Raw genomic sequence first — 24,900 nt, 5'->3', positions numbered from 1 at the left:
GACACGGCGCAGGACGTCGTCGCCGGTCAGAAGCCTGGACCGGGATCTCAGCGCCGCGTCCAGTTCGGATTGATTTCGGCCTCGCTCTTGGCCGCTTCCGTGAGTTCGGCGGAAATCGCCGCGGTCTGCTGCGGCGTGCCCCAGCTCGGCGCCTCGCTGCCGTCGCCCCACCGCTTCGGCCGATAGAAGGTGTGGACGCCGAACTTGTACATGCGCTTCATCTCGGCGACCCAGGACGGCCGCACCCAATAGGCGTGGTAGTGCGTCGATTTGCCGACCTCGGGCAGCCAGATCTGCCCATCGAGCATGGCCTTGGCGATCTTCCTGGCGCGATCCCACATCTCGGGCTCGCGGATCACGTCCGCATTGTTGTCGCAGGCGAAGGTGAACTGACAGGCGAAGTGGCGGTATTTGTTCTGATAGACGACGCCGCACACCGTGGTCGGATAATAGCCGGAGAACGCCCGGTTCAGCACCACCTGCGCCACCGCCATCTGGCCGCGCACGGCCTCCCCGCGCGCTTCGAAATAGATCGCTTCGGCAAGGCACTTCTCGGATTTGAAGCGCGACTTCTCGTCCGAAAGACGAAGCCGCTCGGCCGGCGTCCGCGCGTGCTGATTGTCGGCGTTGACCTCGCCCTTGGGGGCGATGCTCTCGCCCCCGTCGCCGGCCTTGGCCAAATCGTCCGCCGGTGGCAACAGCACGGCCATCGGCTTGAGCTCGGGATCAGGCATGACGATGAGCGGCGCTTCGCCGGGCTGCCAGGTTTCCATGGTTCCGGCCGCGCCGCCCAGCGATGTCGTGCCGAAATAGAGATTCGCGGTCTTGACGGTCAGGCCGTCGGTCGTCGCGCCGCTGTCCGCGGCCGACGGCTCGGTTGCGGGCCTGGGCTCGCCGGATGGACGCGCGTCGGGCGGCGATGATCCATACTGCGCGAGCGGCGGCGCGCTCAGCGCCTCTTGCAATTCGGGATCAAGTGCCGCGCGCGGCGGGACTGGCGTGACGGCCGGCGCTTCGCTGGTCTTGGCGCCGAACACCGAGGAATTCGAATCAGGATGAGGCGGTGTCGCCGGCGCGGGCTCGCTCGGCGCGGATTCGACCGGCTCGGCCGCCTCGGTCGATGGCGGCGGCGGCACGGCCGGACGGACCACGAGCCGGTCGCCCTTCAGCGTGCGGTCGACGGTGGGAAAATCCGAGGCGCGGTAGCGCGGCGGCACCTGCAGCGCCGGATTGCGCGGCGGTGTGCTGCCGGTGATGTCGAGGTCGCGCGCATTCAGGCTCGCCAGGCGAAAGCCCGCAGCCTGCGGCGACGAGGTACCGATCGGCAGACCGAAACTGTAGGTGGCGACCTGAACGGAGGCCGCGGCCGAGGAGACGCGCTTCTGCCAGCGTTCGGCGACGCCCGGCTGGCGGGCGAGCCGAGAAGCGATGTCTTGATACCCGGTCTCTGTCGGCATCAGAGCGAAGACGCAGAGACCGAGTCCGAAGGACGCAAGACGCGCGCCCTTCGGACCGGGACGCAGAACTAACATCGATACGCTCAACGCAACGCTACGCAACTCACATCGACCGAACGACAGTGCTTCCGTGCAATTCGATCTTTGCTCTTCGTAACGGGTTTAGGTTGCCGAGGAGTTAATCCGCGTTGCACGATCGAAACAGGCAAGCGGCGAAGTTGTGCGGCGGTGTGCGAACGATGTGCGTGGTAAACGGCGGCGTTATGAGAAGGGTGAACATTCGGTCAACGAACGCGGTGAATGAATTTTTGAGAGCTGATTTCTTCGAAGCGGCGATGCGAGATGTTCGTCGGTGGAACAAGGCGCGGCAGCGTTGGCCGAGTCGATCATGACAATGTGTCGAGGCGGGACTTCTTCGTTGATTTAAGCCTGCGCATTGCTGAGCGAGCGCGCGCTGAGCGAAAGGTGCGCTCCCTCTCCCCGTTCTTCACGGGGAGAGGGGTGGGATGAGGAGCAGCGGCGCGGGAGGTGCCGCTCAGCTGCAACGAAGCAAAGCGACCCGTCTGCGAGACGAGATATTCTCCAGCGCATGTTGCGTCCGAGCGGATGGGCACTGCCCGTCCGAAGGACCTGCCGCCTGGCCGAGCTTGTGCCATGCCCCTCACCCGGATTGCTGCGCAATCCGACCTCTCCCCGCAAAGGGCGGGGAGAGGTGCACCGAGCGCGCCGCGCGGTCGGTGCACGAGCCAAATGAAAAAGGCCGGCAACCTGTGCCGGCCTTCATCACAACAATCGCTCGCAGCCGGCTCACGCCTGGCTCGAGATCTCCTTGCCGAGCGCGGACTGCGCGGCGGCGAGACGGGCGATCGGGACGCGGTAGGGTGAGCACGAGACGTAGTTCATGCCGACCTGGTGGCAGAACGCCACCGACGCGGGATCGCCGCCATGCTCGCCGCAGATGCCGACCTTGAGGTTCGGCCGCGTGGCGCGGCCGCGCTCGACGCCGATCTTGACCAATTCGCCGACGCCCTCGCGGTCGATCGAGATGAACGGATCGATCTCGAGGATGCCCTTGGCGACATAGGCGCCGAGGAAGCTGCCGGCGTCGTCGCGGCTGATGCCGTAGGTGGTCTGGGTGAGGTCGTTGGTGCCGAACGAGAAGAACTCGGCGGCTTCGGCGATCTGGCCAGCCATCAGCACCGCGCGCGGCAGCTCGATCATGGTACCGACCTGGTACTCCAGCTTGGCGCCGGTCTCGCGGATCACCGCCTGCGCCATCGCGTCGATGCGCGCCTTGACCAGATCGAACTCGGCCTTGGTCGCGATCAGCGGCACCATCACCTCGAGACCGACGGCCTCGCCGGTGCGCTTCTCGGCCTCGACCGCGGCCTCGAAGATCGCGCGCGCCTGCATCTCGGCGATCTCCGGATACGCGATCGCGAGACGGCAGCCGCGGAAGCCCAGCATCGGGTTGAACTCGCTGAGCTCGCGGGCGCGATCGGCCAGCCGGCGCGGATCGGTGTTCATCGCCCGCGCGACTTCCTCGACCTCGGCCTGGGTGTGCGGCAGGAACTCGTGCAGCGGCGGATCGAGCAGACGGATCGTGACCGGCAGGCCCTTCATGATCTCGAACAGCTCGACGAAGTCGGCGCGCTGCATCGGCAGCAGCTTGGCCAGCGCGGCGCGGCGCTCCTGCTCGTCCTCGGAGAGGATCATCTCGCGCACCGTGCGGATGCGCGTCTCCTCGAAGAACATGTGCTCGGTGCGGCACAGGCCGATGCCCTCGGCGCCGAACTTGATCGCAGTGCGGGCATCCTCCGGCGTGTCGGCATTGACGCGCACGCCAGTCTCGCGCACCGCGTCCGCCCAGCCCATCAGGGTGCCGAACTCGCCGGACAGCTCCGGCTCGATCATCGGCATACGGCCGGCCAGCACCTGGCCGACGGAGCCGTCGATGGTGATGACGTCGCCGGTCTTGAAGGTGCGCCCGCCGATGCTCATCGTGCCGCGGCCGTAATCGACGCGGATGGTGCCGCAGCCGGAGACGCAGGGCTTGCCCATGCCGCGCGCGACCACGGCGGCGTGCGAGGTCATGCCGCCGCGGGTGGTGAGAATGCCTTCGGCGGCATGCATGCCGTGGATATCCTCCGGCGAGGTCTCGATGCGGACCAGGATGACCTTGCGGCCGTCGGCCTGCAGCTTGGTGGCCTCATCCGAGGAGAACACGATCTCGCCGGAGGCCGCACCGGGCGAGGCCGGCAGGCCGGTCGCGACCACGTCGCGCTTGGCGGAGGGATCGATGGTCGGATGCAGGAGCTGATCGAGCGAGGCCGGGTCGACGCGCAGCACGGCGTCGTTCTGCGAGATCAGGCCCTCATGGGCGAGCTCGACCGCGATGCGCAGCGCCGCCTTGGCGGTGCGCTTGCCGCTGCGGGTCTGCAGCATCCACAGCTTGCCGCGCTCGACCGTGAACTCCATGTCCTGCATGTCGCGGTAGTGCTTCTCGAGCAGCGTGTAGATGCGGGTCAGCTCGTGGAAGGCGTCGGGCATCGCGACTTCCATCGACGGCTTGTCGGAGCCGGACTCCTGGCGCGCATCCTCGGTGATGTCCTGCGGGGTGCGGATGCCGGCGACGACGTCCTCGCCCTGCGCATTGATCAGGAACTCGCCATAGAGCTTGCTCTCGCCGGTCGACGGATTGCGGGTGAAGGCAACGCCGGTGGCCGAGGTGTCGCCCATGTTGCCGAACACCATGGCCTGGACGTTGACGGCGGTACCCCAGGATTCCGGAATGTCGTGGAGCCTGCGGTAGGTCACCGCGCGCGCGTTCATCCAGGATGAGAACACCGCGCCGATCGCGCCCCACAGCTGATCATGCGGATCCTGCGGGAATTCCTTGCCGGTCTCGGTGGCGACGGCTTCCTTGTACTTGCCGACCAGCATCTCCCAATCCTCCGAGGAGAGATCGGTATCCAGCTGATAGCCCTGGGTATCCTTGAAGCTGTCGAGGATATCCTCGAAATGATGGTGCTCGAAACCGAGCACGACATCCGAATACATCGTGATGAAGCGGCGGTAGCTGTCGAAGGCAAAGCGGCGGTCGCCGGACAGCCGTGCCAGCGCTTCCACCGTCCGGTCGTTGAGGCCGAGATTGAGCACGGTGTCCATCATGCCCGGCATCGAGGCGCGGCCGCCGGAGCGCACCGAGACCAGCAGCGGGTTTTCCGGATCGCCGAAGGTCTTGTCGGTCAGCTTGCCGATGTAGTCGAGCGCCTTGTCGACCTGCGACTGCAGCTCCTTCGGATAGGTCTTGTCGTTGGCGTAGAAGTAGGTGCAGACCGAGGTCGGGATGGTGAAGCCGGGAGGCACCGGCAGGCCCAGATTGGCCATCTCGGCCAGATTGGCGCCCTTGCCGCCGAGCAGGTCGCGCAGGCCGGCCTTCCCCTCCGCCTTGCCGTCGCCGAAGGTGTAGACCCACTTGTTCGGCTTGATCGCGGTGACCGTGCTCTTGGCCGGGGCTTTCGCAGCCGAGGTCTTGGCAGATTTGGCGACCGGCTTCGCAGCCGGCTTGACGGCAGCTTTGGCCGGCTTCTTCGGAGCGGTTTTCACCGGCGCCTTCGCTGCCGGCTTCGCAGCAACCTTGGCCGGAGCCTTGGCAGCGGGCTTCGGCGCCGTCTTCAGCGCCTTGCGCGGCGGAGCGAGCGGCGCGGCCTTGGCCTTGCTCGCCTTGGAAGCCTTTGATTTCGCTGTAACTTTCTTAGACTTCGCTACCGCTTTGGCCATGAGATGCTTCGATCCGCAAATGGGGAGGAGAAATCGCGCGCCTTACACCACTTTGGGCGCTGCGGCGCAAGCACAGAGGTTCCCGACCTTGGGAGGAGAAGGGCCCGGGACTAGAGATGGATCCACTTCAGCAGGCCCATACCGATCAGGCCGTTCAGGATGAGGAAGATCGCAACGATGAAGTTCAACAGGCAGGGCATGATCAGGATGAGGACGCCGGCAATCACGGACATGATCGGCGAGATGTGGGCAACGGTCAGGTGCATCGCGAGCTCTGAATGAAGTGGACAACGAGAGGTGGGCGATTCGATCCGGCCGGACCTTATCCCGGCTCATCGTGGCGGAATAGGAGACGCATGGCGCGGGTGCCGGTTCCCGCGACGGAGGAACTGCCGCAAAAATGCCGCCGGTTCCACCGGCCGTCGCGCGGAACGATGCGCATGCGCCGGGATTGGATGCAGGTCACGGCCATGCGCCGGTCTCTGTCTTCAGCGGATCAACGGCAAGGAGCTCCGTCCATGCGAAACCATCTCCCCCTTGCGACCCTCGTGGCCGCGCTCGTGATCCCGGCGGCGGCACAGGCGCAATCATACACCACCGGCGTGGGTCGCAGCGTCGTCGTCGAGGAGGATGCGCCCATGATCACGGTCGAGCGTCGTCCGGAATTCCGCGAATACGTGGTTCGCGAACGAGTTCCCAACTATGTGATCCCCGATCGCGTGATTGTTGGGACCGTCCTGCCGGAGCAAGGTGTTACATACTACGACGTTCCGCAGCGCTTCGGTGCGACGCCTTATCGCTACACAGTCGTCAATGGCGAAACCGTGTTGGTCGAACCCAGGACGCGGCGGATCATTCAGGTCGTCGAGTAGTTATCGAGATGCATTTGGTCGCCAACGCCCCCGCAAGCGGCCAGATGTAAAAAGGCCCTGCCCGGTTCCCCCCACCGGGTAGGGCTAATTTTTTGGCCCCAGAGCTTGAGCTGGTGTTTTCAGACTCACGCCGATCAGAGCATCGTCGCACCACTTTTGGTGCTGCAGCGAGCGCAGTGCCGATGGCTGCGCCCTCGCCCCTTGCGGGAGAGGGCATGTAGTAAAGGACCGCGAACTCGATTGGGTGAGGGGTCTCTCTCGACACGGGTCGCTCGCGGAGAAATACCCCTCACCCAACCGCGTTTGCGCATACGCCGTACATGCCCTCTCCCGCAAGGGGCGAGGGCACTGCATCTGGCAGCGGTACCGCGTGACTCAGCCCTCGATCTTGGAGAAGTCGGCGACCGCACGGGTCGCGCTGCGGATCTCGTTCAACAGCTTGAGCCGGTTCTCGCGAATGCTCGCGTCGTCGTCGTTGACCTTGACCTTGTCGAAGAAGGCATCGACCGCCGGGCGCAGCTTGGCCATCGCGTGCATCGCCGCGGCAAAGTCCTCCTTCGCGACGGCAGCGCCGGCTTCGGCGGCAACCTCGCCGATCGCCTTCGCCAACGCCTTCTCCTCGTCGAGCTTGTAGAGCGCGGCATCCGGCGTGCCGTCGAACTTGCGCTTGTCCTTCTTCTCCTCGATCGACAGGATATTGGACGCACGCTTGGTGCCGGCGAGCAGGTTCTTGCCGTCATCGGTCTCGAGGAATTTTCCGAGCGCCTCGACGCGGCGGACGACCATCAGGAGATCATCCTGGCCGCCGAGCGCGAACACCGCGTCGACGAGATCGTGGCGCGCCCCCTGCTCGCGCAGCTGGACCTTCAGGCGGTCGGCGAAGAAGGCGAGCAGATCGGACGCGAGCTTGTCCGGCTCATGCGCGCTCTTCACATCCAAACCAGCCAGGGCGGAGGTCGCCACCTTCAGCAGCGACAGCCGCAGCGAATTCTCGATGATCAGCCTGATCACGCCCAGCGCAGCACGGCGCAGCGCATACGGGTCCTTCGAGCCCGTCGGCTTCTCGTCGATCGCCCAGAAGCCTACAAGCGTGTCGAGCTTGTCGGCGAGCGCCACGGCGACTGACACCGGATCGGTCGGCACGCGATCGCCCGGCCCCTGCGGCTTGTAGTGCTCCTCGCAGGCCGCGGCGACGGAGGCATCCTCGCCCTGGGCCAGCGCGTAGTACTTGCCCATCAGGCCCTGCACTTCCGGAAACTCGCCGACCACCTCGGTTAAGAGATCCGTCTTGGCAAGCTGAGCCGCGCGCCGAACGTTATTGAAGTATGTCGCCATACTTCCCTTGTAGAGTTTTCGACCGACCTCAAGCTGAGGTTCGAGTATCTCAGCCACTACATTTGCAAGCGATATAATGCGGTCAATCCGCGCAGCCTGCGTGCCCAGCTTCTCGTGGAATACGATCTGCTCGAACTTCGGCAGCCGGTCCTCGAGCTTTGTCTTCAGGTCGGTCTCATAGAAGAACTTGGCGTCCGACAGCCGGGCGCGGATGACGCGCTCGTTGCCGGCGATGATGGTCTTGCCGCCGTCGGTTGCCTCGATGTTCGCGGTGAGGATGAACTTCGGCGCCAAGCCACCCGTCTTGGGATCGCGCACCACGAAGCATTTCTGGTTGTTGCGGATGGTTGCGCGGATCACCTCAGCCGGAACCTTCAGGTACTCCGGATCGAACGAGCCCATCAGCACGACCGGCCATTCGACGAGGCCTGAGACCTCGTCGAGCAGCACGGGGTCCTCGACCAGCTCATAGCCTTGCGCGAAGGCGAGCTGCTTGGCGTCGGTGACGATGGTGTCCTTGCGGCGCTGCGGATCGAGCACGACCTTGGCGTCGAGCAGCTTCGCCTCATAGTCCTCGAAGCGGCGGACATTGAAAGCGGCGGGCGCCATGAAGCGGTGGCCATAGGTCGTCTGTCCCGCCTCGATGCCGTCGACGGCGAAGCTGACGACGTCAGGGTCCTCGGTCTCCAGGCCGAAGGTCGCGGTGATCGCGTGCAGCGGCCGCACCCAGTTCAGCGCGCCCGGCTTTTCCGAGCGCTTGCCCCAGCGCATCGATTTCGGCCACGGGAAGGTACGGACGATCACCGGCAGCATCTCGGCGAGCACGTCGAGCGTGGCGCGGCCGGGCTTCTCGATCAGCGCGACGTAGAAGTCGCCCTTCTTCGGGTCGCGCTGGATCGTCGCCTCCTCGATCGAGGACAGGCCGGTGGCCTTGAGGAAGCCCTGGATCGCCGCGTCGGCGCCGCCGACGCGCGGGCCCTTGCGCTCCTCCTTGAGGTCCGCCTGCCGCGCCGGGATGCCGTGCACGGTCAGCGCCAGCCGGCGCGGCGTCGCGAACGCCTTGGCGCCCTCATAGACCAGGCCCTCGGCGACGAGCTTGTCGGTGACCATGCGGCGCAGATCCTCGGCCGCCTTGGCCTGCATGCGCGCCGGGATTTCTTCGGAGAACAGTTCGAGGAGGAGGTCAGGCATTGTCAGAACTCGTTGGCAGGGCTGGCGCTGCTGCGCTCCCCTCCCCCTTGCGGGGAGGGGTCGGGGGTGGGGGTCGGCGCGCGCTGAAGGACGTGAGGAACGTCGTCCGGATCGGTAAGGACAGCGTTGTGAGTCATCGATCGTCGGAGCTCATGCACGAGGCTTTGTTGACCCATCAGGCATATCGCCCGGGGACCCCCACCCCCGACCCCTCCCCGCAAGGGGGAGGGGGGCAGAGGCACCGCGTGTGTTGCGACGTTGAGATACAAAACGAGTCTCGATCTGAATGAGGTAGGGATGCCTGAGCGGAACGGTGCCGCTCAACCGGCTGTCGCAGCCCCCGCCCCGCCCGCTTCCGTGTGCAGCCAGGCCTCGCCGCAGGCCTTGGCGAGCTCGCGCACGCGCAGGATGTAGCTCTGGCGCTCGGTGACGGAGATGACGCCGCGGGCGTCGAGCAGGTTGAAGACGTGGCTGGCCTTGATGCACTGGTCGTAGGCCGGCAGCGCCATCTGGTGCTCTTTGCGATTGCCCAGCTTTGAATTGTCTTGCCAGCCGGCGGCGAGATACTTCCGGCAGGCGCCCTCGGCCATCTTGAACTGCTCGAACAGCATGTCGGTGTCCGCATGCTCGAAATTGTGCCGCGAATATTCGCGCTCGGCCTGCAGGAAGACGTCGCCATAGGTGACCTTCTGATCACCGTCGCGGCCGTTGAAGTTGAGGTCATAGACGCGGTCGACGCCCTGCACATACATCGCCAGGCGCTCGAGCCCGTAGGTGAGCTCGCCCGCGACCGGGGCGCATTCGAAGCCCGCGACCTGCTGGAAATAGGTGAACTGCGACACCTCCATGCCGTCGCACCAGCACTCCCAACCCAAGCCCCAGGCGCCCAGCGTCGGGCTCTCCCAATCGTCCTCGACGAAGCGGATGTCGTGCACGGCGGCGTCGATGCCGATCGCGCCGAGCGACTTCAGGTACAGCTCCTGAAGGTTCGGCGGCGACGGCTTCATGATCACCTGGAACTGGTAGTAGTGCTGCATCCGGTTCGGGTTCTCGCCGTAGCGGCCGTCCTTCGGCCGGCGCGAGGGCTGCACATAGGCGGCATTCCACGGCTTCGGCCCGAGCGCACGCAGGGTGGTCGCGGGATGGAAGGTGCCGGCGCCCATCTCCATGTCGTAGGGCTGCAGGATCACGCAGCCCTGCTCGGCCCAGAACCGTTGCAGGGCCAGGATGAAGCCCTGGAACGAACGTTCGGGGCGCATGTGCTGAGGCAGCGAGTCCATCGTCGATATCGGTCTTTCGCGCGAGGTCTGACAAGGGTCTGAAAAGCGCGCGGACCGTATCGGCGAGGACACCAGGAATCAAGGCAATAGGGCCGGGTCAACCGGCCCACGCCGGGGCGCAGAGCCGCAACGGCGTCAGCCCGGCCGGTAGGCGCCCGTCACGGGATCGCGACGCAAGGTCTTGATCTCGGCGGTCTGCGTGGCCTCGGCGACGCGCGACAGCCGCGCCTCCTCGAGCTCGCGGTTGATCCTCTGTGCGGTCTTGTAAACCCAGCGAACCGCGGCAAGCCCGCCCAGCATACCCGCGAAAGCGACGAACGGCGGCATTGGTCGATCCTTCTTCAAGAGGAGAGCCACCCCGATTCGTATTCTTGCCGATCGAGGTTCCCCCCGCAATCCGGATTGCGAGGGGCAAAACGGCGCGGAGCCGGGGTTCAGAAGCCGAATCGGGCCCAGATGGCCCGGGTTTCGACGGCCGAGATCAGCTCCTCGGCCAGCCCCGCCCAACCGCCCCCTGCCGCGAGGCTGCCGGCCCCCGCGGAGCGGCGGCCGAGCAGGCCGGACAGCAGCCCCCCTGCCGGCGCCACCACGGGCGTCGCGACCTTGTCGCCGAACCTGGCGCGCAGCACGGCCCGGAGGTCACCGATGGCATCGGCGAGGCCGAGCGTCACGGCGGTATCGCCGGCCCAGTATTCGCCGGTGAACAGCACGTCATCCGCGCCCTTCAGCCGCGTCTTGCGGCTGTCCTTGACGAGCGAGATGAACAGCGCGTGGATCTCGCGCTGGATCTGCTTCAGCCGCGCCACGTCGTCGGGATTTTCCGGCAGGAAGGGATCGAGCATCGCCTTGTGCTCGCCCGCCGTATAGAGCCGGCGCTCGATGCCGACCTTCCGGATCAGCTCCTGCAGCCCGAACGAGCCGCCGACCACGCCGATCGAGCCGAGGATCGAGGAGGGATCACAGAAGATCTCATCGCCGGCACAGGCGATCATGTAGCCGCCGGACGCCGCGACGTCCTCGACGAACACCAGCACCGGCAGCTTCTTCTCGGCGGCGAGCTGGCGGATGCGCAAGTAGATCTGCCGCGACTGCACCGGCGAGCCGCCGGGCGAGTTGATCACCAGCGCCACCGCCTTGGCGTTGCGCATCGAGAACGCGCGCTCCAGCATCTTGGCGACACCGGCGAGCGTCAGCCCCGGACGCAGCGGCGTCACCGCGCCGATCACGCCGGACAGGCGAACCACTGGCACGACCGGTGCGCCGCGCAGCCGCGCCGGAAGCAGCGCCTTCAACCGATCGAAAGGCCCTGCTGCATCGCTGGGTTGTGTCAAATTGTCCACCATCCTGTTACCTCGGATTAACCACTTTTTATCGCGCCGCTGCCATTCAAAGGGCTGGAACAAGCCTTGCAATGGCCAGGGCAATTGCACGGCGAGCCAAGTTGCAAAGTGCGGCGGAGGAATTCATGAAGGCCTACCTGTTGATGCTGCTGATCGGTACCATCCTGACGGCAATCCGTTTCACATCGGTAGCCGAACGCCGATCCGAAGCGCAGCCGCAATAACGCTCGACCCCGATCAACCGTTCAGGGGGCGCCCAAGACCGGCGTCGAGACCGACGCCAAGGCCAGCGCCCCCTGCCCCTCCAGCACCCGTACAACATCTTTACTCGGCATACCTGCCGCCTCATTCAGCACAACCGCCGGCAAGATCTGGGTCGGTGCCCGTCCTCCCTTAACGGCCCTCACCAGGATACGGATCGCCGGCTTCCCGGCCTGCCCGTGAACCGGCTGCAGCGCCAGGCTGCCGAAGCCCCGCGCCAGCGCCGCCAGCACCTCGCCCAGACCATCGGCCCGCCAGATCATGGTGAGCACGCCACCGGATCTCAGCATCCGGCGCGCGGCATGCGTCCACAGCTCCAGCGTCGTCGACGTCGCCAGATGCGCGCTGGCGCGCGCCGCGTCAGGCGAGGCGCGGTGGCGCGCCGCGTCATGGAAGGGCGGATTCATCAGCACGACATCGACGCTGTCCGGCCCCAGCCCAGCCGCGGCAAACGCTGCGGCCTCCGCGGCGACGTCCAGCATGATCACATCGGCCTGCAAGGCATTCGCGTGCGCATTGTCACGGGCCAGCTCCGCCAGCTGCGGCTCGCGCTCCACCAGCACCAGTGCGAGACCCTCGACACGCCGCGCCAGCGCCAGCCCGGCGGTGCCGACCCCCGCCCCGAGATCGACGGCGCGATCACCGGGCCGCGCAGCCGTTGCCGCCGCCAGCAGGATCGCGTCGTGGCCGGCGCGGTGGCCCGAGGTCGGTTGTCGCAGCCGCAGCCGGCCGCCGAGAACGGCATCCTCGGAGATGGCGATGGCGTCACTCATCGCGCAGTTCGTGCGCCAGCCCGGCCTCGGTGAGCAGCCGCCGCGCCTGGAGATTGTCGTCCTCGTGCACGAGGATCCGGCGCGGCAGGATGCCGAGTGAGCCCTCGATGATGCTCATGTTCTGGTCGAGCACGAGATGATGGATGTCGGCGCCGTCGAGCAGCGCCGCGATCGCCGAAACCAGCACGATGTCGTTGGTCCGAACCAATTCCTTCAATCGTTATGTCTCCGTGCGGGCTTGGGTCAAGGCTCGGCCAGGCACGGCCGGGTCAAGGTTCCGTGTCTGCCCTTGCCGCCCGCGGCCGCAGTTTCTATTGTCGTTATGAGCATAGCAAAATCGGAGACCAGAGTGGCGGTTATCGTACCTTTCGAGAGTCCATCGGGCGCCTCCATCGATGGGCTGGTCGGGCTGGTCACAGCCGACATGGAACGAGTCAACGCTACGATTCTGTCGCGCACCGGCTCGGACGTGACGATGATCCCGGAGGTCGCCAACCATTTGATCTCCTCCGGCGGCAAGCGGCTGCGTCCGATGCTGACGCTCGCGATGGCGCATCTCACGGACTACACCGGGGACGGTCACGTCAAGCTCGCCGCGGCCGTCGAGTTCATGCACACGGCCACCTTACTGCATGACGACGTGGTCGACGAGAGCGAGATGCGCCGCGGCAAATTGTCCGCGCGGATGCTGTGGGGCAACGAGGCCAGCGTGCTGGTCGGCGACTTCCTGCTCGGCCAGGCGTTCCGCATGATGGTCGAGGTCGGCTCGCTGCGCGCGCTCGACATTCTCTCCGCGGCCGCGGCGACCATCGCCGAAGGCGAGGTGATGCAGCTCGCCGCCGCCAAGAACACCGCGACCACCGAGGACGAATATCTCGCCGTGATCCGCGGCAAGACCGCCGAGCTGTTCGCTGCCGCCTGCGAGGTCGGCCCCGTGCTCGCCGACCGTCCCAAGGCGGAGCAGACCGCATCGCGTTCGTTCGGCATGAACCTCGGCATCGCCTTCCAGCTCGTCGACGATGTGCTCGACTATGGCGGCAAGGCCGCCAAGCTCGGCAAGAACGTCGGCGACGATTTCCGCGAAGGCAAGATCACGCTGCCGGTGGTGCTCGCGTTCCGCCGCGGCAGCGACAGCGAGCGCGCATTCTGGATCAAGTCGCTGGAGCGCGGCGAGATCGGCGACAGCGATCTCGACCATGCGATCGGACTGATGAACAAGCACCGGGCGCTGGAGGACACGATCAGCCGCGCTCATCACTACGGCGCCATGGCCGTCGACGCGCTGGCACTGTTCCCGGCCTCACCGATGAAGACCGCGCTCGAGCAGGTCGTGGCGTTCTGCTTGGCGCGGTCGCATTAGTTCGTCCGCCCCGTTGTCCCGCTCATTGGGTTATGTCCCGCGAAAGCGGGGCATTTAGTTCTCAGCGGTGCTCATGAATGCGCCCTCTCCCCTTGCGGGAGAGGGCATGCAAGATAGCGCCGCAAACGCGGTTGGGTGAGGGGTATGCCTCCACGAGCTTCGTTTGCGGAGAGAACCCCTCACCCGAGCGAGTGCGTGGATGAGCCGGAGATGCCCTCTCCCGCAAGGGGAGAGGGCGCTGTATTTCGCAGTGGTTGCACAGCTATTAGTTAGCTAACTCAGCGTCCCCGCATGCACCCACCATTCGGGGTGCGCGGCTGCGATCGCAGCACCGGCGGCCTTTGCATCGGCCTCGCTGCCATAGATCGCGAAGCACGTCGCGCCGGAGCCGGACATGCGCGCCAGCAGCACGCCGGTGCTGGATCGCAGCGCGTCGAGCACGGTGCCGATGATCGGCTGCACCTGCAGCGCCGGCGGCTCGAGATCGTTGCGCACCTGATCGAGAGCATCGACCCAGTCGCCGATCGAGGCCCCGGCCGCAGGCCAGGACGGCGCCGTAAGGACATCGGTCACCCCGACGAGGAGATCACCCGGTTTGAGGCCGAGCTTCTGGAACACGTCCTTGGTCGCCACCGGCACGTGCGGATTGATCATCACGCAGGGCAGGATGGGCAGCGCCAGCGGCTGCAAATTCTCTCCGACGCCGGTCATGGTGCAGGCGATCGAGGGCACGCAGACCGGCACGTCGGCGCCGGTCTTCAACGCCACCGCCTGCAGACGTGGATCATCGAGCGACAGGCCGTTCAGCCTCGCGAGCAGCCGCAGCGCCGCGGCCGCATCCGCCGAGCCGCCGCCGATGCCGGCAGCCACCGGCAGCACCTTCTCCAGGCTGAAGGCACCGAGCTCGAGGCCGGGAACGGCCTCGGCGAGCAGCCGGGCCGCCTTCAGCACCAGATTGTCGGAGGTGTTGCCGCAGGCTTCAGCGAGCGGCCCGGTCGTGGTCAGCGTCAGCTCCGGCCCCGGCACGAGGCTGAGCTGGTCCGCGCAGTCGGCAAAGGCGACGACGCTTTCGAGATCATGATAGCCGTCGGCGCGGCGGCCGACGACCCGCAGGGTCAGATTGACCTTGGCGCGGCCCTGCTCCTGCAGCGCGCCGGTGACCGTGGACGCCAACATCGGCGCAATGCCCCCAAGCTCTTCGGTGGCGGGGGACCGGTGTCGCTATCAGCCCGCGGCCGAAACGAACGTGGCCGGCACCGCCACACCCTTCATCAAAATCATCCGGGCTCCCCGGCAAACCGAGGAGCCCGCAATCACGCTCGAACCATGATCGGGACGAACTAGCCGCCCTTGCCGTCGTCCTTCTTGGCGTCGGACGGCGTGTCCTTGGTGTCGTTGCTGGCCGCAGCCGGCGCCGGATCGTCGGTCAGGCCGCCCTGGATCTTGGCCTCGATCTTCGGCAGCTCCTCGGGCTCGGGCTTCAGGTCGCGGGCATGGGCCCACTGGAATTTGGCTTCCAGCTTGCGGCCGATCTTCCAATAGGCATCGCCGAGATGGTCGTTGATGGTCGGATCCTCGGGCTTCAGATCGATCGCGCGCTCGAGGTTCTTCACCGCCTCCTCGTAATTGCCGATGCGGTAATAGGCCCAGCCGAGCGAATCGACGATGTAGCCGTCGTCGGGCCGCTGCTCGACGGCGCGCTTGATCATCTTCATGCCTTCGTCGAGATTGACGCCCTGGTCGATCCAGGAATAGCCGAGATAGTTCAGCACGTGCGGCTGGTCGGGCTGCAGCTCGAGCGCCTTGCGCATGTCGGCCTCGGCCTTCGGCCACTGCTTGGAGCGCTCCAGGCAGATGCCGCGATAGTAGTAATAGACGCTGTTGGCCTTGTCGTTGTTCGCCGGCAGCGAGTCGACGCCGAGCGAATAGGTCTTGCCGCAATCGGCGAACTTCTTGCGGCCGCGCTCGATGTTGCCGAGCGCCATGATCGCTTCGAGATCCTTCGGATCCTGGGCGATCACGTCCTTGAGGATCTTGATCGCGTCGTCGCTGCGGTCGGCACTGTCGAGATCGGTCGCGAGCTGGATCTGCGCGTTGCGCTTCAGCGGCGAGCTCGCCGGCACGCGCTCATAGACCTTGATCGCCATCTGCGGCTTCTTCACCGTCTCGTAGAGATCGGCAAGCGACAGCAGCGCCAGCGGATGGTTCGGCTGCAGGTGCAGCGCGAGCTGCAGATAGACCAGCGCGAGATCCTCGCCACCGCGGCGGCTCAAGGTCGCACCGATGCCATAGAGAGCCTCGGCGGCGCCGGCCTGCGGCGAATCGACCAGCGGCGGCATCTTCTTGCCGGCCTTGGTGTCGCGCAAACCTTCCTGCACCAGCGGGTGACGCGCGAGCTTCTTGTCGAACGCCTCATAGATCGCCGTCGCCGCCGCCGCGTCCTTGTTGCGCGACAGCCAATGCGCATAGGCCTCGGTGATGCGCAGCATCGAATCGTCGAGCTTGTAGGCGCGCTCGAAGCGCGTGCCGGCTTCCTTGTCCTTGCCGGCGAGCTCCAGGATCATGCCGGCATGCAGATCCTTGAACAGCGGATACCATTCCGGGCCGGTCAGCTTGTCGATGTTGGCAACCGCCGCCTTGGCGTCGCCCGCGCCCGCCGTGGCCCAGGCCGACAGCAACGTCGCGACGAGGTCGGTGATCGGACCGCGCACCGACTGATTGATGTTGTTCTGCGCCGCCGCGTATTTCTTCTGCTTGATGTCCTGCACGCCCATCACGAGGCGCGCGATGCGGTTCGACTTGTCGACCGAGAGCACGCGCTCGGCGAGCTTCACGGCCTCGTCGATATCGCCATCGGCGACCGAGGAGATGAAGGCGCGATCGAGCAGCTCATTGTTCTTCGGATCGGTGCGCAGCGCCGAACGGTAGAACGCGGCGGCCGAGGCGGCATCACGTTCGACGCTGGCGTGGCGGGCCGCAAGATAGCTGCCCGAGGTGGTGAGCGCCTTTAGATCGACGCCGGAGGGAAACTTCGCGGTGTTATCCGACGGGTGATCCGGCGTCTGGGCCAGGACGGTACCGGGGAGCAGCAAGGCGGCAACGGCAATTGCGGTCCAGCGATTGCGAATTGATAACATCACGGTGCGCTCTGGTTGTTGGAAAGGATTGGTCGTATCGGACACGAACCCGGTCGGCCGCTTAAGGTGCCGACAATGCCGCGTTTGGCGGCCAACCGCAAGGATTTGCAGGATATTCGGGTCAGCCGCAGGCCCCTTTGGCAAAGGTGACCTGCGACAAACCGTGCCAGTATGGCCGTATCGTGGCCGGTCGCCCCTGCTGGGACGACCATCTCACGCAATCGTGCGTTAAGCTTGAGATTACATCGCCTCGTAGTTCGGCCCGCCGCCGCCTTCCGGCGGAACCCAGGTGATGTTGCCGTTGGGGTCCTTGACGTCGCAGGTCTTGCAGTGGACGCAGTTCTGCGCGTTGATCACGAAGCGCGGGCTGGTGCCGTCCTCGACCCATTCGTAGACGCCGGCCGGGCAGTAGCGGTTGGACGGGCCGGCGTAGACGTCGTGCTCGGAGCTCTTCTGCAGCGCCATGTCGGCGACCTTCAGATGCACCGGCTGGTCTTCCTCGTGATTGGTGTTCGACAGGAACACCGAGGACAACCGGTCGAAGGTAAGCTTGCCGTCCGGCTTCATCGCGGGCTTGGGCTGATGCGCCTTGGCGGGATCGAGCGTGGCCCGATCGGGCTTGGCGTGCGACTGGGTGCCGAACAGCGAGAAGCCGAGCGTGTTGCACCACATGTCGAAGCCGCCGAGCATGACGCCGAGCACGGTGCCGAACTTCGACCACAGCGGCTTGACGTTGCGGACCTTGAACAGATCCTCGCCGACCGGCGAGGAGCGCCAGGCGTTCTCGTAAGTCACCAGCTCGTCATTGGCGCGACCCGCCGCGAGCGCGGCATTGACATGCTCGGCCGCGAGCATCGCGGTGCCCATCGCATTGTGCACGCCCTTGATGCGCGGCACGTTGACGAAGCCCGCGGCGCAGCCGATCAGCGCGCCGCCGGCGAACGACAGCCGCGGCACCGACTGATAGCCGCCCTCGGTGATGGCGCGCGCGCCATAGGCAAGGCGCTTGCCGCCTTCCAACACACTCCTGATGGAGGGATGCGTCTTGAAGCGCTGGAATTCCTCGAACGGCGACAGATACGGATCGTCGTAGTTCAGATGCACGACAAAGCCGACGGCGACGAGGTTGTCGTCGTAATGGTAGAGGAACGAGCCGCCGCCGGTCTTCATGTCGAGCGGCCAGCCGAACGAGTGCTGGATCAGGCCCTTCTGATGCTTGGCGGGATCGATCTGCCAGACTTCCTTGAGGCCGATGCCGAATTTCGGCGGCTCGCTCTTGGCGTCCAGCGCGTACTTTGCGATCAGTTGCTTGGACAGGCTGCCGCGTGCGCCCTCGGCGAACAGCGTGTACTTGCCGAGCAGCTCCATGCCGCGGGTGAACGAGGCTTTCGGCTTGCCGTCCTTGCCGATGCCCATGTCGCCGGTGGCGATGCCGCGCACCGCGCCGTGCTCGTCATACAGCACTTCGGTCGCCGCGAAGCCCGGATAGATCTCGACGCCCAGCGCCTCGGCCTTGCGCGACAGCCAGCGACAGACATTGCCGAGCGAGCCGACGAAGCAATGATGATTGTCCATGAACGGCGGCATCGCGAAGCCCGGCAGCTTGATCGCGCTGCTCTCGGTCATCCAGAAGAACTTGTCGTCCTTGACCTGCGTCTTCAGCGGACAGTCGTCGTCCGAGCGCCAGTCGGGAATGAGCTTGTCCAGCGCGATCGGATCGATCACCGCACCGGACAGGATGTGCGCACCGACCTCGGAGCCCTTCTCGACCACGACGATGTTGAGGTCGGCATTGAGCTGTTTCAGCCGGATCGCGGCGGTCAACCCCGAGGGGCCTGCGCCGACGATGACGACGTCGAACTCCATGGATTCGCGCTCGGGTAATTCTTCGGTGCTCATGTCTCTCGATCTCAGGCCCGGCTGGTTGCAGTGGATCCGACCTCTGCACCCCCCTGGCGCAGGTAGAGATCAAACCCGAAGCTGCAATAGCAACAATGACTTAACTAGAGTTCTTGGGCGTCTTGCATTCGCTGAGAGGCGGGTCCTGCGGGGGGAGCGAAGGCTGGCGCCGGAACACTAGGGCGTTCCGTCCCTTTTTTGGGTTATTCCAAGCTCTTGTTTCCGATTTTTCGGGGCAGGACAACCACGGAAATGCATTCCGCCATGCGCCGGGGCGGCGTAGACTGTCGTACCGATCGATCATGATGACCCCTGAGCCCCTCCCCGACGTCCGCCAGTTGCTCGCCTTCTATCTGGAGGCCGGCGTCGACTGCGCGCTCGCCGACGAGCCGATCAACCGGCTGGTCGAGCCCGAAGCTGCGCCCGCCGCCGCTGCGCCGCGCCAGGCCGTGGCGCCGCAAGGCGGCCGGCCGGCCGCACCGGCGATCATTGCACCGCGCGGCGAACCGCCGCCCCCGCCGGACGCCGCGATCGCCTCCGCCCGCGAGGCCGCGCGGACCGCGCCGACGCTGGAGGCGCTGCGCGAGCTGCTGGAGAACTTCGACGGCTGCGCGCTGAAGCAGACGGCGTCGCGGCTGGTGTTTGCCGATGGCAATCCGCAGGCGCGCATCATGCTGGTCGGCGAGGCGCCCGGCCGCGACGAGGACATCGAGGGGCTGCCGTTCGTCGGCCGCTCGGGAAAACTGCTCGACCGCATGATCAGCGCCATCGGGCTCGATCGCAGCAAGGTCTACATCGCCAACGTGATTCCGTGGCGGCCGCCGGGCAACCGCACGCCGACGCCGCAGGAGACCCAAATCTGCCTGCCCTTCATCCGCCGCCAGATCGAGCTGGTCGATCCCGACGTGCTGGTGACGCTCGGCAATCCCTCGACCCAGTCGCTGCTCGGCACCACCGAGGGCATCATGCGCGTGCGCGGCAAATGGCGCGACTACGACACCGGCAAGCGGACGATCCGCGCGATCGCGACCTTCCACCCGGCCTATCTGCTGCGCTCACCGTCCTACAAGCGGCTGGCGTGGCAGGACCTGCGATCGATCGCGAAGATGATTACGGTCTGACGCCGGCCGCGCCGCGTGGTCAGGTCCCGGCCGCGGGCGCCGTGATCTGCGAGAGACCGTAGCGGCGCGCCAGGTAGCGGGCGAGCCACTCGCGCTCGATCTCGCTAGCGCCCTTCGCAATCTCGATGCGCTCAGTGTCGACATCGACGGTCAGACGGTTGCCGAGATCGGTTTCCCGCAGGCGCAACGATTGCAGCTGCCGCGCGGTCAGCTCGGCCCTGATCCGCTTCGGAAACATCGCCTTCCAGCCATCCCGGATCGACTTCGATTGGCCGCGCTGGTTGAACTCGAACGGGGCGACGCCAGCATCGTAGACGATGCTGGCGCGTCCGAGCACGAGGGTCTCCGGCACGGTCGGACGAAACGACCGGTAGGCCGTCCAGGCAGCCATGACCGCGCCGATGGTCCAGCCGCCGAGCCAGAACACGAGGAAGGCCGAGCCTCCGCCGGACAAGATCTGGGACAGGGCCGACTTGAACCCCATCGTCCACCCGCCGAGCCAGAACAGCAGGAACAAGCCGCCGAAATAGCGTGTCGGGCTGCCGGACTGGGGGATGCTGATGACCGGGTGCAGCCCGTCGCGGGCGATCTTGATCTGTGAGCCATCAGGAGGCGCTAGATCCATGGCCGCCACTCCCCAACATTCTCTCCAACGACTAAAATCATGGCCCTTTCGGCCGCACGATCGCCCAGCCGATGCGCAGCAGCGGCTGGCGGCCGTTGATCAGCCGGTCGAAGCTGCGCGGCACCTCCGGCACGAGGCCGGGAAACCGGCGGGCGAGCTCCGGCGGCGGAGTGCCGGCCGTATCCGACGCGCGCCACACCACGATGCCGCCGCTGTCGGCGAATTGGGCTGCGGTGATCCATGGGGTTCGCTGCGGCGTGGCGTCGAGGAACAGATGCGCGCGGCGGCGGCCAAGTGCGACCAGGCTGGCGAGCTGCGGATCGCCGGCGACCGCCTGCAGCCGCTGGTTGGTGCGGCGCTCGAAGCTCTCGACAAAGAAGCGGGAGATGTCGCGGGCCGGCATCGAGGTCGCGACCTCGCCGTCGCCGATCAGGGGCAGCACGACCGCGCTGCCGGCAACCAGCACGGCCGGCGCGGCGACTGCGGCGGCCCATACCATGCGAAGCAGCCGCTGCCGCCGCAGATAGATCAGATCGCCCGAGGCGACCACCAGCGCCAGGCCGACCATGCTCAGGGTGACGGCCGCGCCGCCAAACACCGTCGGCAACCCGAACAGGCCGGCGATCAGGCTGCCGGCCAGAGCCGGGGCGATCGCAAAACAATACACGAAGTCGCGGGCGAGCGGCGCGACCGTCCGCCGGTAGATGATCGGGGCATCGGCCTCGCTGCGGCCGGTGCTGGCGTCGAGCACAACCAGCAGCAGCATCGCCGCGCTCGCCAGCAGCAACCCGCCGGCCAGCGCGAGCCATTGCCAGGCGCGCGCCGAAAGCTCCGCGAGCAGGGGCAGCGCGGGCAGCCCGACGCTGTCGGAACGCACCACGAAGATCAGATAGGGCAGCGCCAGTGCCAGCACCACGAGCAGTGCGAACAGCGGATCGAACGACCTGAGCACGCGGCGGCCCTGGACGGTCGAGACCGCGAAGCCGGCGATCAGCAGCAGCAGGCCCGCGGCGGCCGGCGTGGTGAGCAGCAGCAGGCCGGCCTCGATCGACCAGGCGAACCAGGCATTGCGCCGTCCGCGGCCGAGGATCTGCCAGCTATGCAGCAACAGCAGCGCCCACAGCGGGCGCGCCAGCACGTCGGGACCGAACTCCAGCGTCGGAGCGCCGAACGCCGTGATGGTCATGGTCAGCAGCACGGCGAGAACGGCCTGCTGACCGCCGACGATGGCGCGCGCCAGGAGATAGATGACCCAGAGGCTCAAGGCCGAACACAGCACGGCGATGACATACACGCCGAGCAGATGGTTGCCGGCCAATCGATAGGCGATGTCGGACAGCCAGAACGAGAGCGGCGGTCCCAGATCGCTGCCGACCTGATACTCGCGCCCGAATGCGACGGTGGTGGCGAGCTGGCCGGGCGGGCTGCGATAGAACAGCACGGCTGTGCCGAGCCACATCAGGGCCTGGCACAGCACCACGATGACGACGACCAGCCGCGGCCTTGCGCGGATCAGTTCGACAACCAGTGACGTGAAACGCATGAACGGCTGGATCGCTTAGCTTGATCGCTGAGGACGTCGAGAATGTCCGGCAGGACCGTCCCTCATCCGCAGCAGCCGCGCTGTCCGACGCCCGCAATCGATACCGCATGATCGAGGCGCACAGGACCGCCTCCGCTGCGAGGAGTGACAATTCGTGCTGGTTGGCTGACTAAAGCTATTAAGACCGCGGCGCCGTCGAGGCAACCGGCATCAGGCGCCGATGGAAATTTCGCTGGACGTCACCACCGTCACCTCGGCGAACAGGTCCGGCTCCGGCCGATCGGTGCAGGGCTGATGCTTGCGCCGCGCCGCGACGACGGGCGCGAACATGCTGCGGTGATGCACCGAGGGGCCGAGACGGTCGAGCGCGGCGAGATGCTCCGGCACGCCGTAGCCCTTGTGCTGCTCGAAGCCGTAGCCGGGACAATCCTGCGCCAGCGCGCACATCAGCCGGTCGCGCGTGACTTTGGCGACGATCGAGGCGGCCGCGATCGACATCACCAGACCATCGCCGCCGATCACCGCGTCGCAGCCACAATCGACATCGATTCGGTCGCGGCCGTCGACGAAGACATGCTTCGGGGCCTCGGGCAGTGCCCTCACGGCGCGCGACAGCGCCCACAGCGACGCCCGCAGGATGTTGTCGCGATCGATTCGCGCCGGCGAGGCAAAGGCCACGGCGAATGCCGACGTCCTGCAGATCTTCTCGAACAGCGCCTCGCGCGCCTCTGCGCTCAGCCGCTTGGAATCGTCGAGCCCTTTGGGGATGCGCGCGGGATCGAGAATGACGGCCGCAGCCACCACGGGGCCGGCAAGCGGCCCCCGGCCCGCCTCGTCGCAGCCGGCGACCGGCCAGATCCCCTGCTTCAGCAGCGCCCGCTCGCGGCGAAAGCTCGGCGGCGCCACGGCGATGACACCCTTGCCGAGCCTGGTGCTCGTCCTGCCCGCGCCGGTGGCAGCAGCCGGCTTGGCAGCGCCGTTGGCACCGGACCTCTTCGCCGCCGCTCCGGGCGCGGCTTTCGCCCTGCCCGGCTTTTTCGCTTGGTCTCGAATCATGGCCGGCATGGTGCGGAACGGGCCGCGCCAGCGCAACCCGCGACCGGCCTCAATTCCCCGCTATTCCCACCAAGATGCGGGGCCGAGACTAGGCCGGCAGATGCACCCGATGATCCTCGCCAACCTCGATCCCCGGCGCCACGACGGCCTCCCAGACATGGCCGTCGGGATCAGCGAAATAGCCGCAATAACCGCCATAATCGGTTGGCTGCGCTGGCTTCAGCAGCGTCGCTCCCTTCTCCACCGCCGACGCCAACGCGGCGTCCACTTCGGCCTCCGAGCGACAGTTCCAGGCCAGCGTCACGCCGCGAAAAGCCTGGGGCCGCGGCGCGTCTGGCACGCCAGCATCATGTGCGAGCGCCTCCCACGGGTACAGCGCCAGCACCGTCCCGCCGGTGTCGAAGAACGCCACCGCCTCGCCGGTCGCCCGAAACTTCCGGACGAACCCAAGCGAAGCATAGAAGGCGATGCTCCGCCGCATCTCGGACACGCCGAGGGTGATGACGGTGAAGCGCGGGACCACGACCTCTGCACCCATCGCTCTCTCCACGGGTCTCAGAACAGGCTGAGCTGCTGGCCGCCGCCCTTCGGCCGGACGAAATGATCCGTCGTCAGCTTGGTGCGGCGCTTGTTCAGCCCGAGCTTCTCGCAGGCGATCTCGAAGCGGCGGCCGATCATCCAGGCCATCGGCCCGGTGCCCTTCATCCGCGTGCCCCATTGCGAGTCGTAGTCGCGGCCGCCGCGCATGTCGCGGATCAGGGTGAAGACGTGGCGGTAGCGGTCGGGATAATGCTCCAGCAGCCATTCGCGGAACAGGTCGCGCACCTCCAGCGGCAGCCGCAGCAGAACGTAAGCAGCTTCCTTGACGCCGGCATGGGCGGCCGCATCCAAGATGCGCTCGATCTCGCTGTCATTGAGCGCCGGGATCACCGGCGCCACCATCACCGTGGTCGGAATGCCGGCCTTCGACAGCGCCTGCAGCGCCTCCAGGCGCTTCGCCGGCGTCGAGGCCCGCGGCTCCATGGTGCGGGCCAGCTTCGGGTCCAGCGTGGTCACTGATATCGCGACCTTCGCCAGGTTCTTCTTGGCCATCCGCGCCAGAATGTCGGCATCACGCATCACCAGCGCCGACTTGGTGACGATTCCGACGGGATGACCAACCTTTTCCAGCACCTCGAGGATGCCGCGCATGATCTTCCGCTCACGCTCGATCGGCTGATAGGGATCGGTGTTGGTGCCGATCGCGATCATCTTCGGCTCGTAGCCACTGGCTGCGAGCTCCTTTTCGAGCAAGGCCGGTGCGTCCGGCTTCACGAACAGCTTGGATTCGAAGTCGAGGCCCGGCGACAGGCCGAGAAAGGCGTGGGTCGGCCGCGCGAAGCAGTAGACGCAGCCATGCTCGCAGCCCCGATACGGATTGATCGAGCGATCGAAGCCGATGTCGGGCGAGTCGTTGCGGGTGATGACCTTGCGCGAGGTGTCGGTCGCGACCGTCGTCTTGAACGGCGGCAGCTCCTCGAGGCTCTGCCAACCGTCGTCGAAGACGACGCGCGCCTCGGCCTCGTAGCGGCCGCTCGCGTTGGATTGGGCACCGCGTCCGCGGCGCCGGCCCCGTTCGATGGCGACGGCGAGTTCGGGAAAGTCCTTCTCGGGACCGCTTTTTTCAAGACCCGCAGAAGGCGCGCCCGCCGGCTCGGAGGGCACCTTGACCGGCGGGCGCTTGAGGGCATGTGAAGATGCTCGGCTCATGGGCAAGACATAGCACGCACAAAGAACAATACAAGAACAAAATAGAACAAAAGCGCACGCGATCTCTGCGGTGGCGCAAGGCCGGCCATCACATTCCTGATCTATGCTGCAGCAGCGC

General features: G+C 66.3%; 20 protein-coding genes. 3 read left to right on the top strand and 17 right to left on the bottom strand.

What is annotated here, in order from left to right:
* Positions 1 to 47: 47 nt before the first annotated feature.
* The 3 genes from QQL87_RS27570 to QQL87_RS27560 form a co-directional block, all read right to left on the bottom strand.
* Positions 48 to 1,532 (bottom strand): cell wall hydrolase, encoded by a 1,485-nt coding sequence (locus QQL87_RS27570; RefSeq protein WP_284419572.1) that lies wholly within the window; start codon positions 1,530 to 1,532, stop codon positions 48 to 50.
* 732 nt (positions 1,533 to 2,264) lie between these two features.
* A complete protein-coding gene (gene ppdK / locus QQL87_RS27565; RefSeq protein ID WP_284419571.1) occupies positions 2,265 to 5,240 on the bottom strand; it encodes a pyruvate, phosphate dikinase in 2,976 nt (991 codons plus the stop codon).
* A gap of 110 nt (positions 5,241 to 5,350) precedes the next feature.
* On the bottom strand, positions 5,351 to 5,506 hold the full coding sequence (locus tag QQL87_RS27560) for a DUF3096 domain-containing protein (RefSeq protein WP_284419570.1): 156 nt from the start codon (positions 5,504 to 5,506) through the stop codon (positions 5,351 to 5,353).
* 252 nt (positions 5,507 to 5,758) lie between these two features.
* On the opposite strand from QQL87_RS27560, the gene QQL87_RS27555 reads away from it, so the two are divergent.
* Positions 5,759 to 6,112 carry a DUF1236 domain-containing protein gene (locus tag QQL87_RS27555; RefSeq protein WP_284419568.1) on the top strand — a complete coding sequence of 118 codons (354 nt, stop codon included), beginning with the start codon at positions 5,759 to 5,761 and terminating at the stop codon, positions 6,110 to 6,112.
* A gap of 375 nt (positions 6,113 to 6,487) precedes the next feature.
* Here the strand turns inward: QQL87_RS27555 and glyS are convergent, their stop codons facing one another.
* The 6 genes from glyS to QQL87_RS27525 all read right to left on the bottom strand — a co-directional run bounded on the left by glyS (position 6,488) and on the right by QQL87_RS27525 (position 12,509).
* Entirely contained in the window at positions 6,488 to 8,638 is a 2,151-nt protein-coding gene (gene glyS, locus QQL87_RS27550) for a glycine--tRNA ligase subunit beta (protein WP_284419567.1), read from the bottom strand.
* Between the two features lie 320 nt (positions 8,639 to 8,958).
* A complete protein-coding gene (locus QQL87_RS27545) occupies positions 8,959 to 9,918 on the bottom strand; it encodes a glycine--tRNA ligase subunit alpha (RefSeq protein ID WP_284419566.1) in 960 nt (319 codons plus the stop codon).
* Between the two features lie 135 nt (positions 9,919 to 10,053).
* Positions 10,054 to 10,245, bottom strand: coding sequence for a hypothetical protein (locus QQL87_RS27540; protein WP_284419565.1), 192 nt, complete (start codon positions 10,243 to 10,245; stop codon positions 10,054 to 10,056).
* Positions 10,246 to 10,352: 107 nt separating this feature from the next.
* Positions 10,353 to 11,261 carry a S49 family peptidase gene (locus QQL87_RS27535; protein WP_284419564.1) on the bottom strand — a complete coding sequence of 303 codons (909 nt, stop codon included), beginning with the start codon at positions 11,259 to 11,261 and terminating at the stop codon, positions 10,353 to 10,355.
* Between the two features lie 242 nt (positions 11,262 to 11,503).
* A complete protein-coding gene (locus QQL87_RS27530; protein ID WP_284419563.1) occupies positions 11,504 to 12,292 on the bottom strand; it encodes a tRNA1(Val) (adenine(37)-N6)-methyltransferase in 789 nt (262 codons plus the stop codon).
* Complete coding sequence (locus QQL87_RS27525) at positions 12,285 to 12,509, bottom strand: putative signal transducing protein (RefSeq protein ID WP_284419562.1); 225 nt, start codon at positions 12,507 to 12,509, stop codon at positions 12,285 to 12,287. Before QQL87_RS27525 ends, QQL87_RS27530 begins: the two co-directional genes overlap by 8 nt.
* A 132-nt stretch (positions 12,510 to 12,641) precedes the next feature.
* Between QQL87_RS27525 and QQL87_RS27520 the strand changes: the two genes are divergently transcribed.
* Complete coding sequence (locus QQL87_RS27520; RefSeq protein ID WP_284419560.1) at positions 12,642 to 13,652, top strand: polyprenyl synthetase family protein; 1,011 nt, start codon at positions 12,642 to 12,644, stop codon at positions 13,650 to 13,652.
* A 273-nt stretch (positions 13,653 to 13,925) separates the two neighbouring features.
* Here QQL87_RS27520 and QQL87_RS27515 read toward each other — a convergent pair whose 3' ends face one another.
* From QQL87_RS27515 to QQL87_RS27505, 3 genes are all read right to left on the bottom strand, one after another.
* Positions 13,926 to 14,828: a 4-(cytidine 5'-diphospho)-2-C-methyl-D-erythritol kinase gene (locus tag QQL87_RS27515; protein ID WP_284419558.1), complete on the bottom strand. Its 903-nt coding sequence runs from the start codon at positions 14,826 to 14,828 to the stop codon at positions 13,926 to 13,928.
* 164 nt (positions 14,829 to 14,992) lie between these two features.
* A complete protein-coding gene (locus QQL87_RS27510) occupies positions 14,993 to 16,789 on the bottom strand; it encodes a tetratricopeptide repeat protein (RefSeq protein WP_284419718.1) in 1,797 nt (598 codons plus the stop codon).
* Positions 16,790 to 17,029: 240 nt separating this feature from the next.
* Positions 17,030 to 18,688, bottom strand: coding sequence for an electron transfer flavoprotein-ubiquinone oxidoreductase (locus tag QQL87_RS27505; RefSeq protein ID WP_284419557.1), 1,659 nt, complete (start codon positions 18,686 to 18,688; stop codon positions 17,030 to 17,032).
* A gap of 305 nt (positions 18,689 to 18,993) precedes the next feature.
* Here QQL87_RS27505 and QQL87_RS27500 point away from each other — a divergent pair, with 305 nt between their 5' ends.
* On the top strand, positions 18,994 to 19,809 hold the full coding sequence (locus QQL87_RS27500) for a uracil-DNA glycosylase (RefSeq protein WP_284419556.1): 816 nt from the start codon (positions 18,994 to 18,996) through the stop codon (positions 19,807 to 19,809).
* Positions 19,810 to 19,828: 19 nt separating this feature from the next.
* Here the strand turns inward: QQL87_RS27500 and QQL87_RS27495 are convergent, their stop codons facing one another.
* From QQL87_RS27495 to QQL87_RS27475, 5 genes are all read right to left on the bottom strand, one after another.
* Positions 19,829 to 20,434 carry a hypothetical protein gene (locus QQL87_RS27495; RefSeq protein ID WP_284419555.1) on the bottom strand — a complete coding sequence of 202 codons (606 nt, stop codon included), beginning with the start codon at positions 20,432 to 20,434 and terminating at the stop codon, positions 19,829 to 19,831.
* 37 nt (positions 20,435 to 20,471) lie between these two features.
* Positions 20,472 to 21,977: a glycosyltransferase family 39 protein gene (locus QQL87_RS27490; protein WP_284419554.1), complete on the bottom strand. Its 1,506-nt coding sequence runs from the start codon at positions 21,975 to 21,977 to the stop codon at positions 20,472 to 20,474.
* A 210-nt stretch (positions 21,978 to 22,187) separates the two neighbouring features.
* Entirely contained in the window at positions 22,188 to 23,042 is an 855-nt protein-coding gene (gene rnhB / locus QQL87_RS27485) for a ribonuclease HII (protein ID WP_284419553.1), read from the bottom strand.
* Between the two features lie 79 nt (positions 23,043 to 23,121).
* Complete coding sequence (locus QQL87_RS27480) at positions 23,122 to 23,571, bottom strand: VOC family protein (protein WP_284419552.1); 450 nt, start codon at positions 23,569 to 23,571, stop codon at positions 23,122 to 23,124.
* A 17-nt stretch (positions 23,572 to 23,588) separates the two neighbouring features.
* On the bottom strand, positions 23,589 to 24,782 hold the full coding sequence (locus QQL87_RS27475; protein WP_284419551.1) for a PA0069 family radical SAM protein: 1,194 nt from the start codon (positions 24,780 to 24,782) through the stop codon (positions 23,589 to 23,591).
* Between the last annotated feature and the right edge of the window lie 118 nt (positions 24,783 to 24,900).

The sequence above is a fragment of the Bradyrhizobium sp. SSBR45G genome, assembly GCF_030159255.1.
In the GTDB taxonomy this organism is placed as follows: Bacteria; Pseudomonadota; Alphaproteobacteria; order Rhizobiales; family Xanthobacteraceae; genus Bradyrhizobium.
Note: the sequence above shows the minus strand (reverse complement) of the source record. Positions and strands in the feature narration are given on the sequence as shown.

Coding starts and splice junctions, on each gene's coding strand:
- QQL87_RS27545 (WP_284419566.1), bottom strand. CDS start 9,918: ATGGACTCGCTGCCTCAGCACATGCGCCCCGAACGTTCGTTCCAGGGC.
- ppdK (WP_284419571.1), bottom strand. CDS start 5,240: ATGGCCAAAGCGGTAGCGAAGTCTAAGAAAGTTACAGCGAAATCAAAG.
- QQL87_RS27475 (WP_284419551.1), bottom strand. CDS start 24,782: ATGAGCCGAGCATCTTCACATGCCCTCAAGCGCCCGCCGGTCAAGGTG.
- QQL87_RS27535 (WP_284419564.1), bottom strand. CDS start 11,261: ATGGTGGACAATTTGACACAACCCAGCGATGCAGCAGGGCCTTTCGAT.
- QQL87_RS27515 (WP_284419558.1), bottom strand. CDS start 14,828: ATGTTGGCGTCCACGGTCACCGGCGCGCTGCAGGAGCAGGGCCGCGCC.
- rnhB (WP_284419553.1), bottom strand. CDS start 23,042: ATGCCGGCCATGATTCGAGACCAAGCGAAAAAGCCGGGCAGGGCGAAA.
- QQL87_RS27555 (WP_284419568.1), top strand. CDS start 5,759: ATGCGAAACCATCTCCCCCTTGCGACCCTCGTGGCCGCGCTCGTGATC.
- QQL87_RS27560 (WP_284419570.1), bottom strand. CDS start 5,506: ATGCACCTGACCGTTGCCCACATCTCGCCGATCATGTCCGTGATTGCC.
- QQL87_RS27510 (WP_284419718.1), bottom strand. CDS start 16,789: ATGTTATCAATTCGCAATCGCTGGACCGCAATTGCCGTTGCCGCCTTG.
- QQL87_RS27500 (WP_284419556.1), top strand. CDS start 18,994: ATGACCCCTGAGCCCCTCCCCGACGTCCGCCAGTTGCTCGCCTTCTAT.
- QQL87_RS27540 (WP_284419565.1), bottom strand. CDS start 10,245: ATGCCGCCGTTCGTCGCTTTCGCGGGTATGCTGGGCGGGCTTGCCGCG.
- QQL87_RS27530 (WP_284419563.1), bottom strand. CDS start 12,292: ATGAGTGACGCCATCGCCATCTCCGAGGATGCCGTTCTCGGCGGCCGG.
- glyS (WP_284419567.1), bottom strand. CDS start 8,638: ATGCCTGACCTCCTCCTCGAACTGTTCTCCGAAGAAATCCCGGCGCGC.
- QQL87_RS27505 (WP_284419557.1), bottom strand. CDS start 18,688: ATGAGCACCGAAGAATTACCCGAGCGCGAATCCATGGAGTTCGACGTC.
- QQL87_RS27495 (WP_284419555.1), bottom strand. CDS start 20,434: ATGGATCTAGCGCCTCCTGATGGCTCACAGATCAAGATCGCCCGCGAC.
- QQL87_RS27570 (WP_284419572.1), bottom strand. CDS start 1,532: ATGTTAGTTCTGCGTCCCGGTCCGAAGGGCGCGCGTCTTGCGTCCTTC.
- QQL87_RS27490 (WP_284419554.1), bottom strand. CDS start 21,977: ATGCGTTTCACGTCACTGGTTGTCGAACTGATCCGCGCAAGGCCGCGG.
- QQL87_RS27480 (WP_284419552.1), bottom strand. CDS start 23,571: ATGGGTGCAGAGGTCGTGGTCCCGCGCTTCACCGTCATCACCCTCGGC.